This is a genomic window from Nocardiopsis sp. TRM 82005, assembly GCF_056312425.1.
Genome location: NZ_JBWDTQ010000010.1, coordinates 135622 through 150661, shown reverse-complemented (window position 1 = coordinate 150661; position 15040 = coordinate 135622). Strand labels below are relative to the sequence as shown.

14 protein-coding genes and 1 tRNA gene are annotated in these 15040 nt (G+C 68.5%); 6 read left to right on the top strand and 9 right to left on the bottom strand.

Annotated elements, in window-relative coordinates:
- Nucleotides 1-764: 764 nt before the first annotated feature.
- Together AC0T5L_RS07110 and AC0T5L_RS07105 are read right to left on the bottom strand one after the other, a co-directional pair.
- Complete coding sequence (locus AC0T5L_RS07110) at nucleotides 765-1667, bottom strand: sulfatase-like hydrolase/transferase (RefSeq protein WP_476164579.1); 903 nt, start codon at nucleotides 1665-1667, stop codon at nucleotides 765-767.
- Nucleotides 1668-1671: 4 nt separating this feature from the next.
- The gene (locus tag AC0T5L_RS07105) at nucleotides 1672-2919 is read right to left on the bottom strand and encodes a methionine adenosyltransferase (RefSeq protein ID WP_476164578.1); all 1248 of its coding nucleotides are present in this window, start codon (nucleotides 2917-2919) and stop codon (nucleotides 1672-1674) included.
- Nucleotides 2920-3082: 163 nt separating this feature from the next.
- Here AC0T5L_RS07105 and AC0T5L_RS07100 point away from each other — a divergent pair, with 163 nt between their 5' ends.
- Both AC0T5L_RS07100 and AC0T5L_RS07095 read left to right on the top strand, forming a co-directional pair.
- Nucleotides 3083-4312: a helix-turn-helix domain-containing protein gene (locus tag AC0T5L_RS07100; RefSeq protein WP_476164577.1), complete on the top strand. Its 1230-nt coding sequence runs from the start codon at nucleotides 3083-3085 to the stop codon at nucleotides 4310-4312.
- A 24-nt stretch (nucleotides 4313-4336) separates the two neighbouring features.
- On the top strand, nucleotides 4337-4807 hold the full coding sequence (locus tag AC0T5L_RS07095) for an NUDIX domain-containing protein (protein WP_476164576.1): 471 nt from the start codon (nucleotides 4337-4339) through the stop codon (nucleotides 4805-4807).
- A gap of 3 nt (nucleotides 4808-4810) precedes the next feature.
- Here the strand turns inward: AC0T5L_RS07095 and AC0T5L_RS07090 are convergent, their stop codons facing one another.
- Both AC0T5L_RS07090 and AC0T5L_RS07085 read right to left on the bottom strand, forming a co-directional pair.
- Nucleotides 4811-4987 carry a DUF397 domain-containing protein gene (locus AC0T5L_RS07090; protein ID WP_476164575.1) on the bottom strand — a complete coding sequence of 59 codons (177 nt, stop codon included), beginning with the start codon at nucleotides 4985-4987 and terminating at the stop codon, nucleotides 4811-4813.
- Nucleotides 4980-5807: a helix-turn-helix domain-containing protein gene (locus AC0T5L_RS07085; protein ID WP_476164574.1), complete on the bottom strand. Its 828-nt coding sequence runs from the start codon at nucleotides 5805-5807 to the stop codon at nucleotides 4980-4982. Before AC0T5L_RS07085 ends, AC0T5L_RS07090 begins: the two co-directional genes overlap by 8 nt.
- Before the next feature lie 180 nt (nucleotides 5808-5987).
- On the opposite strand from AC0T5L_RS07085, the gene AC0T5L_RS07080 reads away from it, so the two are divergent.
- The 4 genes from AC0T5L_RS07080 (at nucleotide 5988) to AC0T5L_RS07065 (ending at nucleotide 9660) form a co-directional block, all read left to right on the top strand.
- Complete coding sequence (locus AC0T5L_RS07080) at nucleotides 5988-6485, top strand: ATP-binding protein (RefSeq protein ID WP_476164573.1); 498 nt, start codon at nucleotides 5988-5990, stop codon at nucleotides 6483-6485.
- A 1008-nt stretch (nucleotides 6486-7493) separates the two neighbouring features.
- A complete protein-coding gene (locus tag AC0T5L_RS07075) occupies nucleotides 7494-8333 on the top strand; it encodes a replication-relaxation family protein (protein WP_476164572.1) in 840 nt (279 codons plus the stop codon).
- Nucleotides 8334-8972: 639 nt separating this feature from the next.
- Nucleotides 8973-9416 (top strand): WhiB family transcriptional regulator, encoded by a 444-nt coding sequence (locus AC0T5L_RS07070; protein ID WP_476164677.1) that lies wholly within the window; start codon nucleotides 8973-8975, stop codon nucleotides 9414-9416.
- On the top strand, nucleotides 9394-9660 hold the full coding sequence (locus tag AC0T5L_RS07065) for a helix-turn-helix domain-containing protein (RefSeq protein ID WP_476164571.1): 267 nt from the start codon (nucleotides 9394-9396) through the stop codon (nucleotides 9658-9660). Before AC0T5L_RS07070 ends, AC0T5L_RS07065 begins: the two co-directional genes overlap by 23 nt.
- A gap of 75 nt (nucleotides 9661-9735) precedes the next feature.
- Here the strand turns inward: AC0T5L_RS07065 and AC0T5L_RS07060 are convergent, their stop codons facing one another.
- The 5 genes from AC0T5L_RS07060 to AC0T5L_RS07040 form a co-directional block, all read right to left on the bottom strand.
- The gene (locus tag AC0T5L_RS07060) at nucleotides 9736-11097 is read right to left on the bottom strand and encodes a tyrosine-type recombinase/integrase (protein ID WP_476164570.1); all 1362 of its coding nucleotides are present in this window, start codon (nucleotides 11095-11097) and stop codon (nucleotides 9736-9738) included.
- 301 nt (nucleotides 11098-11398) lie between these two features.
- Nucleotides 11399-11474 (bottom strand) — tRNA-His (locus AC0T5L_RS07055).
- A 66-nt stretch (nucleotides 11475-11540) separates the two neighbouring features.
- Nucleotides 11541-12191 carry an oligoribonuclease gene (gene orn, locus AC0T5L_RS07050; RefSeq protein WP_476164569.1) on the bottom strand — a complete coding sequence of 217 codons (651 nt, stop codon included), beginning with the start codon at nucleotides 12189-12191 and terminating at the stop codon, nucleotides 11541-11543.
- 86 nt (nucleotides 12192-12277) lie between these two features.
- The gene (locus AC0T5L_RS07045) at nucleotides 12278-14143 is read right to left on the bottom strand and encodes a DUF2510 domain-containing protein (RefSeq protein WP_476164568.1); all 1866 of its coding nucleotides are present in this window, start codon (nucleotides 14141-14143) and stop codon (nucleotides 12278-12280) included.
- A 111-nt stretch (nucleotides 14144-14254) separates the two neighbouring features.
- Nucleotides 14255-14872: a hypothetical protein gene (locus tag AC0T5L_RS07040; protein ID WP_476164567.1), complete on the bottom strand. Its 618-nt coding sequence runs from the start codon at nucleotides 14870-14872 to the stop codon at nucleotides 14255-14257.
- Between the last annotated feature and the right edge of the window lie 168 nt (nucleotides 14873-15040).

Below are 15040 nucleotides of genomic sequence, written 5' to 3'. Positions count from 1 at the left end.
GTCGAGGGTCTGGTGCCTTGTCCGAGAAGGTCAGCGATGCGAGGTACGACAGGCCCCGGTTCCAGCAGTTTGGGGAGGAACAGGTGAGCCGGAGGGCGTCCTCCTTCAGCCAGGGCCCAGTACAGGCGGACCTGAGCGGGTGTGGCGTCGCGTTTGTCGGTGCCTCGGACGATCAGGGTCGTGCGCTGTTCGATGTCGTCGACGACCGTGGCCAGGTGCCATAGTGCCCGTCCCTCACTTCGCATGAGCGGGACCGTCTGCTGCGCTGGGTCGAGGGCCGTGGTCGTGTTCACGACCACGGAGGCGGCCAGGGACCTGGGACAGACACCCTGTGCGTTCATGAGCCGGTCAGCGGCGGCCACATCAAGGCAGGGAAGTCCTCGCCTCGTCACCAGGAGACCTTGGATATCCAGCCGCTGTAAGGCCTGCTGGTACCGGCCGCCTCGTTGGCTTTGGCGGAAGACTCGCTGTTCGTCCTCAACCGGTATCTGAGCCACCTGCGTGAGCTCTCGGAGAAGCCGTGATCGGTATTCGTCGCGGCTGCGCAGGCTGTCGCTGTCGTCCCACCGAACCGCCACCTGCGTACGGACACCGAGATGCTGTGCGGCCCTGTGGGCCAAAAGCGCGGTGAGCAGATGGGTTCGAAGGACGCCGGCGCGGAAGGACGCGTGGTTGGGGGAGATGCCCAGTCGTGTCCGGACTCCCTCGGAGGAAGCCGCGGTGATCGCGGGATGCATGAACCAGGGTTGAAGGTCGGCCATGGATCATCCCCCACCCAACACGCCGCACCACAGGGGCACCGTGGCGACCGTCGGATGCGGGTGCGCGTGGCCGAACCTGCCGCCTTCTCCGAACTCCTCTCCGTGGTCGGCGCAGACCACCACCAGGGGACGCTGTGCATCCAGCCGTGAGAACAGGTCGCCCAAGCGGGTGTCGGCCCATTCCAGGGCGCGCCTCTGCATACCTAGGAGCACTTCGATATCGTCGGCGGTCAGGGCTTTCTCGTCAGAGGCGGCCTGTTGGGAGTCATGCAGCCGGTAGAGGCGTCGGAGGAGCTCTCTGTTCCGGTCAGTGAGGGGACTGGACGGGGTCGTGTAGGGGATGTGTGTGCTGGAGCAGTTGACGAACAGGAAGAACCGTTCGGCCTCCAGACACAGGTCGGCGAGCATCCGGGTGTGGGCCAACGGCAGGTCTTCGCCGCGATCGGCGACACGAGCTTTTGGTATGGCTGGGGCACGGGAGGGCCGACCGAAGTAGTAGAACTCCGGGAACAGCTTCGGCAGGCCGTTGGCCGGGTCCGAGGAGTCGAAGAAGGTGACACCGCCGGCGCCCACTACCCGGTAGCCCTTCTCGCTGTAGTGCGCCATCAAGGTGGGGCCGTCGAAGGGGACGGCGGCGTAGCGTTTCGAAGGTCGGGCAGCGGCCGAACGCCAGACCGCGTCCACGCTGTTCCCGCTGAGTGCGAGGGTCCCTGAGACCGGTCGGGGCAGGAAGCCGTTGAACAGCGCGGCGTGCGCGGGGAGCGTGTAGGTTCCCGGGCTCTCGGCTCGCAATAGCGGGCCGAGCTTCGCCAGGTTCGGGGTGTGTGCGCTCGCCGCGACGTCGTAGCGGCAGGAGTCCAAGGTGACGAGGACGACGCTGCGCTCGGCCAGATCGGTGTCCGGCATCGGCTCACACCTCCAGGACCAGCGACGGGTCGCGGAAGCGGTCGATCGGGGACAGCGCGAGCAGGCGCTCGGAGAGCAGCGGAAGCTCGGCCAGCGTCGCGGCGGTCAGCTCCTCGACGGCATCGCGGTCGAGACGGCTGTCGCGCCGTGCCAGTCGAACGCCCACGAACGACGGGTCGTCCAGGCGGTCGCCGTTGCGCGACACGAGCACGACCTCGTTGGGCACACCGAGCTTGGCGTGGATGCGGTCAGCCAGACGTGCGGCGGCGAGCGTGTACAGCTTCCCGGTGTGGTGCATGGGGTTCTTCCCGGCCAGGGCCTCCACCCCCGCACCGCCGCTGGCGGAGATGACGCCGTTGGCCTTGTTGCCCCGGCCGACGAGCCCGCAGTCGCCCTTGCCCAGGGATGTGCCGAACGGCGCCAGGTAGGCGCTGCCGCCCTGGTCCTTGGTGTTGACGCTCAGCCGTGTGAGCCATGGATGCTGCCGCACGACCGGGTGTTCGTTGATGAAGGCGTCGAGACGGTCGTACGCCTCGGACACCAGGGCCGTGTACTCACGGTGCGAGCCGACCGTTTCCGGATACACCGGAAGGCAGACCGTCGCTTGCAGCACGTCCGCCGCTCTGGTCAACATCACCTTGACGTCGGAACCGAGGCTGTCGAGCCCGTCTTTGAAGGAGGAACCGTTGACGTGGTTCTCCACGTCGATCGCCAGGACGTCCAAGGGATCGGCAGGGGCGTAGGCGCTACAGAAGGCCGTGTCGTTGGCCAGCGCGCCGCCACCCGGAACACGGCACTCTTCGCCAGCGGAGGGACGGTAGAACGAGGCTGGGTGGTCCGCGCCGATACCGGCGGTGTTCTCCACGAAGCTGCGCACGGAACGGACGATGTCCTCACTACCGGTCGCCTGGGTCAGGACGTCCTCGACCGCCGCTCGGAACAGTCCCTCGATCGGGATGGACCGGTCGCCCACTGAGCGCGTCACCTTGCCGAACAGGTACGCGCTGATGGGCTTGTGAACTGTGTAGCGGCCGAAGACGACCTCAGCCTCAGCGCCGACCAGGGCGACCTTGTCCACCCAGTGGTTCGGGACTGCCCCGAACCGGTCGAGTCCGTGGAGTGAGTAGCGGCGGGAGAACTCCTCCGCGATGAGGTCGGCGAGCGAGTCCGGGTGGCCGATGCCCTTGCGTTCGACCACGTTGAAGCCGAAGTCCGTGCTGGGAACGAGGGCTTCGTGGCAGGTTATGCGCATTGACTGCCTCCTCTTTGGTCAAGTCCGTTAACGAGCTTCGAGGGAATACCAGATAAGAGGGATGGCCGGGCCTTCCCCACGGGTGGACGGGGTGTTAGGAAGTTAAGGCCATGTCCTCCGCGTGACCCGGAAAGAAATTCCGGGGTCTCCAGGAAGGGTTCTCATGCCTCCGAGTTCCCCTCAGCTCAGCCCCGGCCAGCGGGTCGCCTGGCACCGGCTCCGGCGCGGCCTCTCCCAAGAAGTGCTGGCAGGTCTGGTCGGGCGAACGGCTGACTGGCTGGGCAAGGTCGAGAACGACCGTGCGCCCTTGGACCGACTCTCGGTGATCAGCTCACTAGCTGATGCCCTCGGCGTTCCTGTTATCGCTCTGATCGGAGACCACACGCACTATGGGCACCACAAGAAAACGGACGTGCATGTCGCTCAGATCCGGTCAGTCTTGATGGATTACCGACAGATCAGCTCGGTTTTCCCGCTCGCCGAGAACAGCAGCGAGCGACCTGATCTGCGCTTTCTTCGCAACGAGGCGGAAACGGTCATGGGCGCCTACCAAGCATCCGACTACAGTCGGGTGTTTCGCAGGCTCCCCGACCTTCTCGCTCGGGCGCAGACCGCGGTGCGTGTCTACGAGGGTGAGCAGAGGCGGCGAGCCGGAGCTCTGCTCGCCTTGGCCTGTCAGGCGTGCGCGATGATCCTCACCAAGGTCGGAGAATCCGATCTGGCCTGGATCGCGACGGAGCGAGGGATGAAGGCGGCCTTCGACTGCGGCGATCTGACTCTGCAGGGATCCCTGATGCGTTCGGGGGTGCACTCCCTCCACTCACGAGGGCAACACGAGACGGCCGTCGCGCTGACAGGGGAAGCCGCTGCGTACCTGCGGCGGGAACAGGGTGGCCGTCCCACCAACGCGCGTCTGCTGTCCGTCTACGGCACCCTGTTGTTGCCTGGAGCCGTGGCCGCAGCGCGCAACGGGGACCGAGCCAGCGCGGTCGAGTACCTGGACGAGGCCGAACGCGTCGCTTCCCGGCTTGGGCGAGACGCCAACCATCTGTGGACGGCGTTCGGTCCGACCAACGTGGTCCTGCACAGAGTGACCGTTGCGGCCAGCCTCGAAGATCCGCGCGCTGTCCTCGAACTGGGGGCTGGTGTCGATACCGCGGCTCTGCCACGGGAGAGGCGGGTACGTCACCTCTTCGACGTGGCCGGAGCGTTCGCGAACGTCAACGAGATCCCGTCAGCCGTTGAGCGCATGCTGGAGGCGGAGAGGCTGGCCGTTTCCCATGTCCACCGGCACGTGATGAGCCATCAGATCGTGGGGCGCATGATGCGGACCAAGACGGGGAGGCGGGATCGGAGGTTGGCGGATTTGGCGCACCGGATGGGGATGTTCTGACGCGGAGGCCGTTAGTGTCGGGACATGGCCTCTGATCCCACAGAATCCTTCTCCCGCCCGAGGGTCGCCGCTGGTGCCCTGTTCTTCAATCACCTCGGGCAGGTGATGATGGTGGTTCCCTCCTACAAGGACTACCTGGACATCCCCGGCGGCTATATCGAGCACGGGGAGACACCGACCCAGGCCGTGGCGCGCGAGGTGAAGGAGGAACTGGGGATCGCTCCACCCATCGGGCGACTTCTGGTTGTGGACTGGGCGCCCAACCCTTCTGAGGGCGACAAGCAGTTGTTCGTCTTCGACGGGGGAGTGCTGGATCAGGGCTGGTTGAACCAGATCACTCTCGATCCGGCCGAGCTGACCGGATACGAGTTCCACGACGTGGCCACGATCGAGGCGGCAACGATCCCCCGGCTCGCGCGCAGGATCGCCCATGGCGCACGCGCACGCCAGGAGAGTACAACTGTCTACCTGGAGAACGGTGAGACCATCTCGTAGGCGTTACTCGCTGGTGAGGTGGAGGGCGCTGACGAAGGCGCTCCACTCGTCCGGGGTGAAGGCGAGTTGGCCGTGTGAGCGGTTCTGGGTGTCGCGCACGTCCGCCCCGGTGCTGTGTTCGCGGACCTCGACGCACTCGTTCGACCCGCCGCTGTAACTGCTCTTGTGCCAGTCACTCATCGTCGATCTTCCTCATTTCATCGCGGATGGCCTGCAAGGTCTCCTGCGGGTCGCGTGCTGCTCCCTGGAGGGCCGTGAACAGCAAGCGGCTACGAAAGATACCAGCGGAGTCAGTGATGATCCGGCCCTCCTCAGCTGATTCCATGTAGACCACTTCCGGTGCGTCAGCGGTCGTGATGATCCGCCGCGGACCCGAGTTCCCCGCGTGGCGAGGCGAGTTCGTCGGAACCATCTGCACGGTCAACCGGTCGCTGTCCACAAGGCTAGCGACGTGAGCGAGCTGTTCCCGCTGGATTTCCGGAGAGCCGTAGCGGCGGGCCAGCACGCTCTGGTCGATGATCAGCCAGAGCGAGGGAAGTTCAGCCTTCGCCATGCGCTCCGCGCGTTCCCGACGCTCCTTGGCCAGAGCCCGAACTTCCCGCCCCGCCAGCCAGGGAGCCCCGTAGCGGATGAGTGCGTGAGCGTACTCCTCTGTCTGCAGGTAGGAGGGAAACACCAACGGCTGGTACTCGAAGAGGGCGTCGGCGGCGTGGGTGCGTTTGGTGACCTCGTGCAGCCACACCTGGCGTCCGGAGCCCGTCAGCTCTTCCCAGAGCTGCTCCAGCCTGCCGTTGCTCTCCAGGACCTCGTCCAGGAACTTGCGTAGCCACGGCCGGGCCGTCGCTCGACCGTTCTCGATGTCGGACACGTGTGAGTCGCTGATCGCCGTTCCTCGCTGGCTGATGCGCCGGGCCAGGGCCTGCTGGGTGAGTTCGGCTTCCCCTCGCAGCCTGCGCAATTCGCGTCCGAAAGCCTTAAGGACACGTTCGTCTGTGTGCATAAGGCCATGTGAGCACAGAGCAACCCATCCCGTGGGGCATTCCACAGAATTCCAGAGCCGTATGGAAGATTCGGGAACTCTCCGCCCAGGCTTCCCGGGGCTAACGTCCTGACCACATCCTTTCGTTACGGGCTCACCCACAGCGACCATGATCCCAGCGAAAGGATCCGGTGGAAATCCATGACTCCGGCCCAGACCTCTCTCGACCTGCCCAGGCGCATTCGTCACACCGACCCCGGCACCAGCGGCCTGGTGTGCGGCTGCGACCTCCACCACGTGAAAGCCGCGCGCCGGTGGGCGATGCAGGCCACCAGGACCACACCCTCGGCCGCCCACCCCTTGTTGGTGTGCCTGGCCGAGCTGCACACCAACGCCCTGCGCCACACCGCCTCGGGGCTCCCGGGCGGCCGGGTACGGATCGAGATCCAACGGCGCCCGCGCCTGTTCCTGCTCCATGTCGGCGACGACGGCCCCAAGCCGGGCGCACAGGTCACCGTGCCCACCGCGCCCACCAAGCGCAACGCAGGGAAGACCGAACCTGTGCTGGCCGAGGGCGGGTACGGCTTGGCGCTGGTGGAGGCCCTGTCCCTGTACTGGGACTTCTCCGGAAACGCGGGAGGCCCGTTGACGGTTCGTGCCGCTTTCGACCGTTCCGGCCGGACCCGCCTGCCGTCGTGAGCCCAAACGCGATGACGTTTCCGGTCGGCAGGTATTGAAGAACTTCGTTCACCCAAGTGAACATCAACCAGCCCGGCGGAAGCGGCGTCCTTTTCCGTAGGGATCGGGATTTTTGTGCCCTTTGTGTGGTGTGGGTGGGAAGCGCAGTTCCGGGTGGTGTACGAACCCGGGGCCAATGACACCCACCCTCCCCACACAGTCAAAGACAGAAGAAGTGGAGGCGCCCCGGCCCGGTGTTCGCGGCACCAGGCCAGGGCTGAATCCCCACCTGAGATAGCAGGAGGAGATCGTGGAAAAGCCTAGCGGTCGGCACCGCAAACCCGTCCGAGGGTGGGCCCAGCAGGTGCGGTGGCTGTTCGGCGCGGTACTCACCGCGCTGCTGTGCAGTTCCGTGGACGTGCGCCAGGAACGGTGCCCGCTGCTGCCACCTCACCGGGGCGTGCTGGACCAGGGGAGGCCTTCACCCCGAAGCAGGCCCGTAGCGGCCCCGGGGAAGAGGACACGGTCGACAGGTGCTTCCTTCGGTGCCCCGCAGGCACGCCCGGTTCCGGGGCCGGTGCGGGTGCCGCGTCCCCGTCGCCCTCACCCCTCCGAGCAGGGGTGGTGTGTTGATGACGACGGAGTGCGCGGAGTACGCCCCTACCTGTTCCGCCACCCGGGCGGAGGACCTGACCGTCGGCAGCAGGTTGCGGTCTCGACCGGCCCGGGGGAGTTCGATGAGCTGGCCGGCCTGGTGAGGACCTGGCTGGACACACGTCGCTGATCAACCCGCTTTCATCTCGGGGCGGTGCCACTTGTGTGGTGCCGCCCCACGCGCGTTGGCGGGGGTTGGTGCGTCCACTGAACCCGCTCTGAACCCCTTCTGAACCCGCAGTGAACCCATCCTTCGAGGCTGAACACAGGGACCCACGAGGGAAGAATTCCCCCGCCGGTGTCGCATCCGGGCCTTCAGCTGGCTTCTTGAGGGAGTCAAAAGCACAGGACCGCGATGGCCCCGGGAGGGTACGCGTGAGCGACTACAAGAAGACACTGATCCGCCTGGCACCCCGGATCACCAGTCGAGACCGCCAGATTCTGGCCGGACTCTGGGAACACCGGGTGATGACCACCCACCACCTGCACCACATCTACTTCCCCGACGCCGGACCACGCCGCGCCCGCTCCCGCCTGCTCACCCTGCACCGCTACGGGGTCCTCAACCGCTTCCGCCGCCACGCCCACGACCGCAATGCCCCCGACCACTGGGTCCTGTCCCCCACCGGCGCGGTTCTGGTCGCCCTGCACCAGGGCAGGGAACCCGACGCGCTGAAGTTTCGCGCCGATCGTGCTCTGGCCGTGGCGCACTCACCCCAGCTGGACCACATGCTGGGCCTGGCCCAGACTCGGGTGGACTTCCTGCGCAGCGCCCGCCAGTGCGGCGCCGAGGTGGAGCAGTGGCTCGGTGAACGCGAGTGTGAACGCCGCTACGGCTACGACGTGCGCCCTGACGCCCGGGTGAGTTGGCACCAGGGTGGGGTGCGTCTGCGGGCGTTCGTGGAGTACGACACCGGCACTGAGTCCCTGACCCAGCTCAAGAACAAGATGTATGGCTACAAACGCCTGACCCGGTACCGCACCCCTGCCGCGGTGGTGCTGTTCGTCGTCCACTCCACAGAGCGCGAGCACAACGCGGCGCAGAAGCTGGCCGGGGACTGCACCGACCGCATCGGGGTGTACCTGACCACCCACCGCCACCTGGTGAGGCCGGGAGCGGGCGCACTGATCTGGCGTTCGGCCGCTGACCCCCACCCCGTCTCCCTGCACCAGATCGCTGACCTCTACCGCACGGTCGAGGAAGGCGAGTGGTGAGCCCTGAGGGTGCGGTGAACCCCGAGGGCCAACGGGGGGCCGGTGACTGGGCCGGTGTCTACTCCGCCCGGGCGTCCGCGTGGTGCTCCGGCCTTGGGTGGACCACCCCTGAGAACAGTCACAGTGCAGGTCGCGCGGGCTTTTGGGTGGTCCACCGGCCGCCCCGGCTGTCTACCCAAGGAGGTAGTCCTCTTCACGTGGGGCGGCGGCGCCCCGGGGTGTGCGGGGGCGTGAACGCCCCCGCACACCCTCATCAGCAGCCCGTCATCATCCGAGACGGTCTGCTCTTTCCGCTCTTCTGTGGAAGCTCTTCCTGTCTCTCAGCACTGGTCTTCGGCCTTCTCGCACCTGCTCTGTGGTGGTGGCGTGGCGCGGTCAAGATCAGCCAGCCGGCCGAGGAGGACGGCGGCGCGCCGGTCCTTCTCGCGCGCCGACCTCACAGGTGGTCGGTGTCTGCTTCACGTCCGGTCGGGCGAGTGGAGGAGCGCGGCTTCGTGGCCGCGAATCGAATGTCGCATCCGTGAGGACGGACGTCTTCTTAAGGGTTCATCAGGGCGAGAACACCAGAGCGGCAGGGCGAGGTCGACCGTCGTGCGGCGGTGTTCAGTGCGAATCGTGGCCGATCACGAAAGGGCGGACATGGGGGACATTCGACGACGGATACCGCTGAGGGAGCGGGAGCCGTTGGTGGGCGACGTGGCGGCCCGAACCCGGGGGCTGCACCCCACGGGCCGGAATGGTGTGCCGGGCGCGGACAACCCGTCTGACGGCCCCACAGGGCCCGATACCGCCCGTACCGCTGGGGGCGACGATAGGGGCGGGTCCGGTGGGTGGCAGGCGCATGCGGCCTGTCGGGGCCAGGACCCGGATCTGTGGTTTCCGCACCAGGGCGGGTCGGTGCGCGACGCCAAGCGTGTGTGCCGTGTGTGTCCGGTGCAGATCAACTGCCTGGCCGAGGCGATGAAGCGCGGCGAACTCTACGGGGTGTGGGGCGGGGCCTCCGAGGACGAGCGCCGCCAGTTCCGCGCTGCTCTGCGGGACGAGCGTGGGGGAGGTGTACATGGCGCGGACCGGGCGGCCTGACAACGGCGGCGATGGGGAGGTGCCGGAGCGGTTGTTGACGATTCCCGAGGTGGCGCGAGTGCTGGCGGTGCCGGAGTCGTGGCTGCGTGAACGGGTTCGGTTGCGGCGGGTGCCGCACCGCAGACTCGGCAAGCACGTCCGCTTCAGCGTCGCCGACCTAGAGCAGATCGTGGAGCGGGTCGCCCAACAGGTGGCTCCCGGACGGCGGGGCGCCCACGCCCACGGGTGGCCGCGCACCCGGTAGGCGAGGAGCCCAAGTAAGCCGGTGGGGCGGGGGTGCTCACCCGCCCCACCGGCATACCCGGGACCTGGAGTGGCTCTAGGAGATCAGGCGCAGGCGCTGCTCATCGCCGGGGTCGGCCCAGGGCCCCGTGCCGCTGGGCGGGCCGTCGATGGCCTCGATCATGGTGTCGTCGATGTCGGTGACCAGGTGCCCGTACCGGTCCATGGTCGTGGTGATCGAGGTGTGGCCCAGGCGGCGCTGGATCTTGAACACGTGCACGTCCTTCTCGATCAGCCATGCCACGTGGGTGTGGCGCAGGTCGTGGATGCGCGGCTTCTTGCCGAGCCCGCGCCGCTGGGCCTCCTTGACGCCGGGTGCCCACCTGCGCCCGTAGAAGGAGGAGTACCGCCACCAGGACCCCCGGTCGGTGGTGAACACGAACTCCTCCGGACCCTTGCCCTCCAACCGTGGCCGCAGGAGGTCGATGGTGCGCGGTGAGAGCGGGATGCGCCTGCGCGAGCTGCGGGTCTTGGGAGCACCGAGCCGGAAGGTGTTGTCGGGGCAGCGCTTCCACGCCCGCCGCACGTCCAGGTGCCCCCGTGTGAGCGGTTGTCCATCGGAGCCGATGGCGGAGGTGAGGGTGATGTCGCGGACTTGGAGGGCGGTGAGTTCGCTGTAGCGCATTCCGGTGCGCACGAACACCTCGACCATGTCGCGTACGTCCTCGGCCATGGAGTCGCGCAGCAGGGTGAACTCCTCCCGGGTCAGGAAGCACATGTCATGATCGCCCTCGCCGTCGTCGACGCGGGGCAGGCGGGTGCGTGAGGCCGGGTTGGAGGGCCGTAGCGGTGGGTCCTCGCGTCCGGCGGCCTCGCAGACGGTGAACAGCAGCCCGTGCAGGTTGTGGATGGACTTGGGGGAGAGGGGTTTGCGCAGCCACCCCGGTTCCTTCTTCCGGCCCCGGCTGGGTGGGCTGGTCCTGTGCGAGGTGGCGGGGTCGGGGACGCCGGTGCGCAGATGGTTGATCCAGGTGCGTACGTCCTTGGGTTTGAGCTGGGCGGGGTCGCGCAGGTTCACCTTCCCGAAGCGGGGGATCAGGTGGATGTCCAGGTCGCGGTGGTAGTCGGCGCGGGTGCGTTCGGCGATGCCGGTCATGGAGTCGACGAGGTCGCGGGCGTAGTCGGCGAACAGCACCGGCTCGGCCTCGGGTTCGTCCTCTTCCTCGGTCTTGACCCATCCGTGCCCGGGGGCCCACCCCGGGGCCCAGCCCTGGCGGCGGATCCAGTTCTCGGGCCACTGGTGTCCGGCTGCTTCGACGTGGAGTTTGAAGGTGTGGGCGTCGGCGTGGGTGCCGAAGGGTTCGGACTGGGGCGCGCCGGTGCGGGTGCCGCCGAGCCGCCATTTCACCCAGTAGCGGGTGCGCCCGTCGGCCAGTGTGCGCTGGTTGATGGTTGCCATGCGTGGACCATCGCTTGGGTGTGGGCGGAAGCGAAGGGAATCGGGGAAGGTTCTCGAAGATCTTCGCGCAGGCCAGCAGGGGTGTCAGGACTATCCGCTGATGCCGTGGATGCGGGGGTTCGTCACCGGCCCGGGATCGGGTTCGTGCAACCGGGTGCACCCCCGACCGTGGGTGAGTGACGGGATGGGCGGTGCGCACTCGGCGGGTACATTTTCGCCGCCGTGCACCCGCCGGTGCACCCCCGGACGCGCGAAAGCCCCTGACCACTTTGCGTTTCCGCTGGTCAGGGGCTTTCGCCTCTGGGGTGAGTGACGGGACTTGAACCCGCGACTTCTTGGACCACAACCAAGTGCTCTACCGGCTGAGCTACACCCACCACGTTCGCCTGGCCTTGCGGCCCTGCGTACGTCTAAAGCTTAGCGGACTCAGAGGAGTGCTTCGATCAGTTTTCGGCCGCGTCGCTCTTGTTGTTCTTGTCGCGGGCCTGTTTCCCGGTGCCTCCGGCGGCCACGTCGGCGGCGATGACACGGGCCTCGGACGAGCTCGGCCCGGGCTCGGGGACGAAGGCCGCGGCACGGTAATACCGCAGTTCACGGATGCTTTCGGTGATGTCGGCCAGCGCCCTGTGCCCGCCGTTCTTCTCCGGGCTCGCGTAGTACACGCGCGGGTACCAGCGGCGCAGGAGCTCCTTGATGGAGGACACGTCCACCATCCGGTAGTGCAGAAACTCGTCGATGCGTTTCATGTCACGTGCCAGGAACGTGCGGTCGGTGGAGATCGAGTTCCCGCACAGCGGGGCCTTGCGCGGCTCGGTCACGTACCCGCGGATGTGCTCCAGGACCAGGTCCTCGGCCTCCTGGAGGCTCACACCCTTGTCCAGCTCCTCCAGCAGGCCGGAGGAGGTGTGCATGTTGCGCACGAAGTCGCCCATGCGGTCCAGCGCGGCCTGCGGAGGTTTGATCACGACGTCCACACCCTCGTCGAGGATGTTGAGCTCCCCGTCGGTGATCAGACAGGCCACCTCGATCAGCGCGTCGCTCTCGAAGTCCAAGCCGGTCATCTCGCAGTCGATCCACACCAAACTGTCATTCATACCGGTCAGCTTAGGGGCTCGTGAGAGGCGGTGGGGATGGCGAAGGGGCGGCCGGACCGCTGTCCGACCGCCCCTCGGGGTTCGGGTCAGTCCCAGACCCAGTCGTCCGAGACGCCGGGCGGCTCACCCACGTTGAAGATGTCGTACATCCAGTCCCACACGTCCCAGAACTGGAGGTAGGCCAGCAGCACGCCCACGAGCACGATCAGGATGAGGAAGAAACAGCCGCAGCCGCATCCCCTGCGCTTCTTCTTGGGCTGCTCTGGGGGACGCCGCTGGTAGGGCTGCCCGCCCGGGGGATGCCCGCCGGGGTGCTGGCCCCCCGGCCCAGGCGGTCCCCACTGGGGGTGCTGGGGGCCGCCGGGGTACCCACCCATCGGCGGCTGCCCGCCGGGGCCGCCCGGACCGCCGGCCATCGGACCGGGGGTCGGCGGGAACCCCGGCGGCGGACCGGGGCGTCCCATCTGCTGCGGAGGCGGCCCGTGCGGGCCCTGCGGCGGACGAGCCGGCGTGTTCGGGCGGCCCATCTGCTGCGGGGACGGATACCCGGGCGGCGGGTAACCGCCCTGCTGGTGCGGTGGGGGCTGGTACGGCGGGGGCTGCTGGTAGCCCGGCTGGGGGCCGGACGGCGGACGCTGCGGTCCTGGCTGCCGCTGGGGTGAGAACGCCTCCCGCTGGGGCCCGGAGGGGGCCGCGGGCGGGGCGGGGTGCCCGTGCTGCGGCCCGGAGGGCTGCACGCCGGGAGGCTGAGCACCGGGAGGCTGCTGGGCGGGCGCCTGGCCGCCGGAGGGCTGCTGTCCGGGGTTCTCCTGCCCGGGGGCGTGCGGCCCCGAAGCCTGCTGCCCGGGAGCCTCCGGCCCGGAGGACTGCTGTCCGGACCCGGGAGGGGTCCATGGGGCACCCGGGTCGGCCTCGCCCGGAGCGTCGGCGGCGGCGCTCTGAGCCTGCCCGGCCGGATTCCGGGCCTGTTCCTCGGCGCGGCGCTTGGCCTCTTCCTGGAGTTCGGCCTCCTTGCGCAGGCGCTCCTCCTCGCGGCGCTTGGCGGCCTCCTCCTCAGCCTGGCGGCGCTGTTCCTTGCGCTCCTCGGACAGGTCGGCCCACCCCTCCTTGAGGTTGCCGAGGAACTTGTTGAACTTGCCGCCCCTCTTGTCGTCCCCTTCGCCCGTACCGCCCGGGAGCGCCGGGTCGTTGGGGTCGAAGACCGCGGTGCTGGGAGCGCCGTTGCCCGGGAGCGCCGGGTCGTTGGGGTCGAAGACCGCGGTGCCGGGGGCCCCGCCGCCCGAGGGCTCGAACACGGCCGTGCGCGGTGCGTCCCCGCCGGTGCCGTCACCGGTCAGGTCCGCGGTGGGGAGCTCGTCGCCGCTGAGGTCGGCGGTGGGCTCCTCGTCCTCGCCGTCTCCGGGCAGGACGGAGGGGCTGACCCGCATGGTCGCGCCCGTATCGTCCGCGTCGGCGGCCGGTCCCCGGCGGTCCGGGACGTCGGCCGGGTCGACCCGCGTGGTGGCGCCCGTACCGCTCAGGTCGGCGGTGGGTTCCTCGTCCTCGGCGGAGCCCTGCGCCCACGAGGGGTTGATGCGCATGGTGCTGGGTTCGTCGTCGATGGGGGCCTGGGGGGCCTGGGGGGACGGCGGGGTTGTGTCCTGCTGGGGGGAGCCCTGTGCCCATGAGGGGTTGATGCGCACGGTGCTGGGTTCGTCGTCGATCGGCTCGGGCATCGAGGAGGATCCCAGGCGTACCGTGCCGGCCTCGTCCTCGTCGGAGGGGGAGGCCCTCTGTCCGGAGCCGCCCAGATAAGTGGTGGCGGCCTCCTCGTCCTCGGAGTCGCCCGTACCGCCTTGGAGTTCGCTCAGGGAACGGGTGTGCCGTGTCCACTCGTCGCCGTTCCACCATCTGAGCGTCTGCGCGTCGCCCTGCGGGTCCGCGTACCAACCCGGCTCGATAGATCCACCCATGGGCGACAGACTAAGGGGTTGCGGGTCGGCGATGAACCAGCGGTGCCCGATTCATCCTGTTCGCAAGATTCGTGGCTTTTTTCTCTTGTTGTACCGTACTCACGTGATCGCTCAGGGTCGTGGCTCCGAACGGACACGCGGACCGTGGGGAGCTCCGTCCCCGGAGGAGCCGGCGGCCAGCAAACGGGCGGTGTCCAGCCTTCCCGGACCCTTGGCGAAGGATCCCGGCACCTGGTCGTGGCCGAAGTGGCCGCCGCGGGACCACAGGCGCGCCGCTTCCGCGGCCCTCCCCCCTTCCCCGCCAGGAAGGCCCGCGGGCCAGGTCCGCTCCACCCCCCACGAGTCCAGCCACTCCAGGATCGGGGCCAGTCCACGCATCGGGCCGTCGGTGAAGGGCGCTTCCCGGGAGGAGACCACCGTTACCACCAGGCACACCCGTCCCTCGTGCCCGTGGTCGAGGTGCAGCTCGTACTGGTGGGTGCTGCCCAGCGCCAGCCGCCCGCGACGGGTGGCCGCCAGGGTCTGGACCACGTCACCGGTCAGCGGGTTCCAGACCAGGTGCGTCGTGGCCCCCTCGTCCACCAGCCGCCGGGCCTCCTCACGCGCGGACCAGGCCCCGGGGTCCGACTCCGTCACCGTCCACACGGCGCGCGGGGCGCCGATCCCGGGGGGTGTCCGGGCGCTCGCGCCATCGAGCCTCTCGATGCCGGGCATCCACGCCTCCGCCATGGCCTTCCCCAATCCGGTCGTCGTGTGTCGGGCCCGGCGCGCGAGGAGGCCCGAAGGTGCGGGTCCCGTTCCCCGAACGCACGGCGCTCCGGCGGGGGCGGTCGCCGGAACGGTCCCCGGTCCCTCTCTGAGTACGCCAACACGGGGGAGAAGTCCATAGCCCCTCCG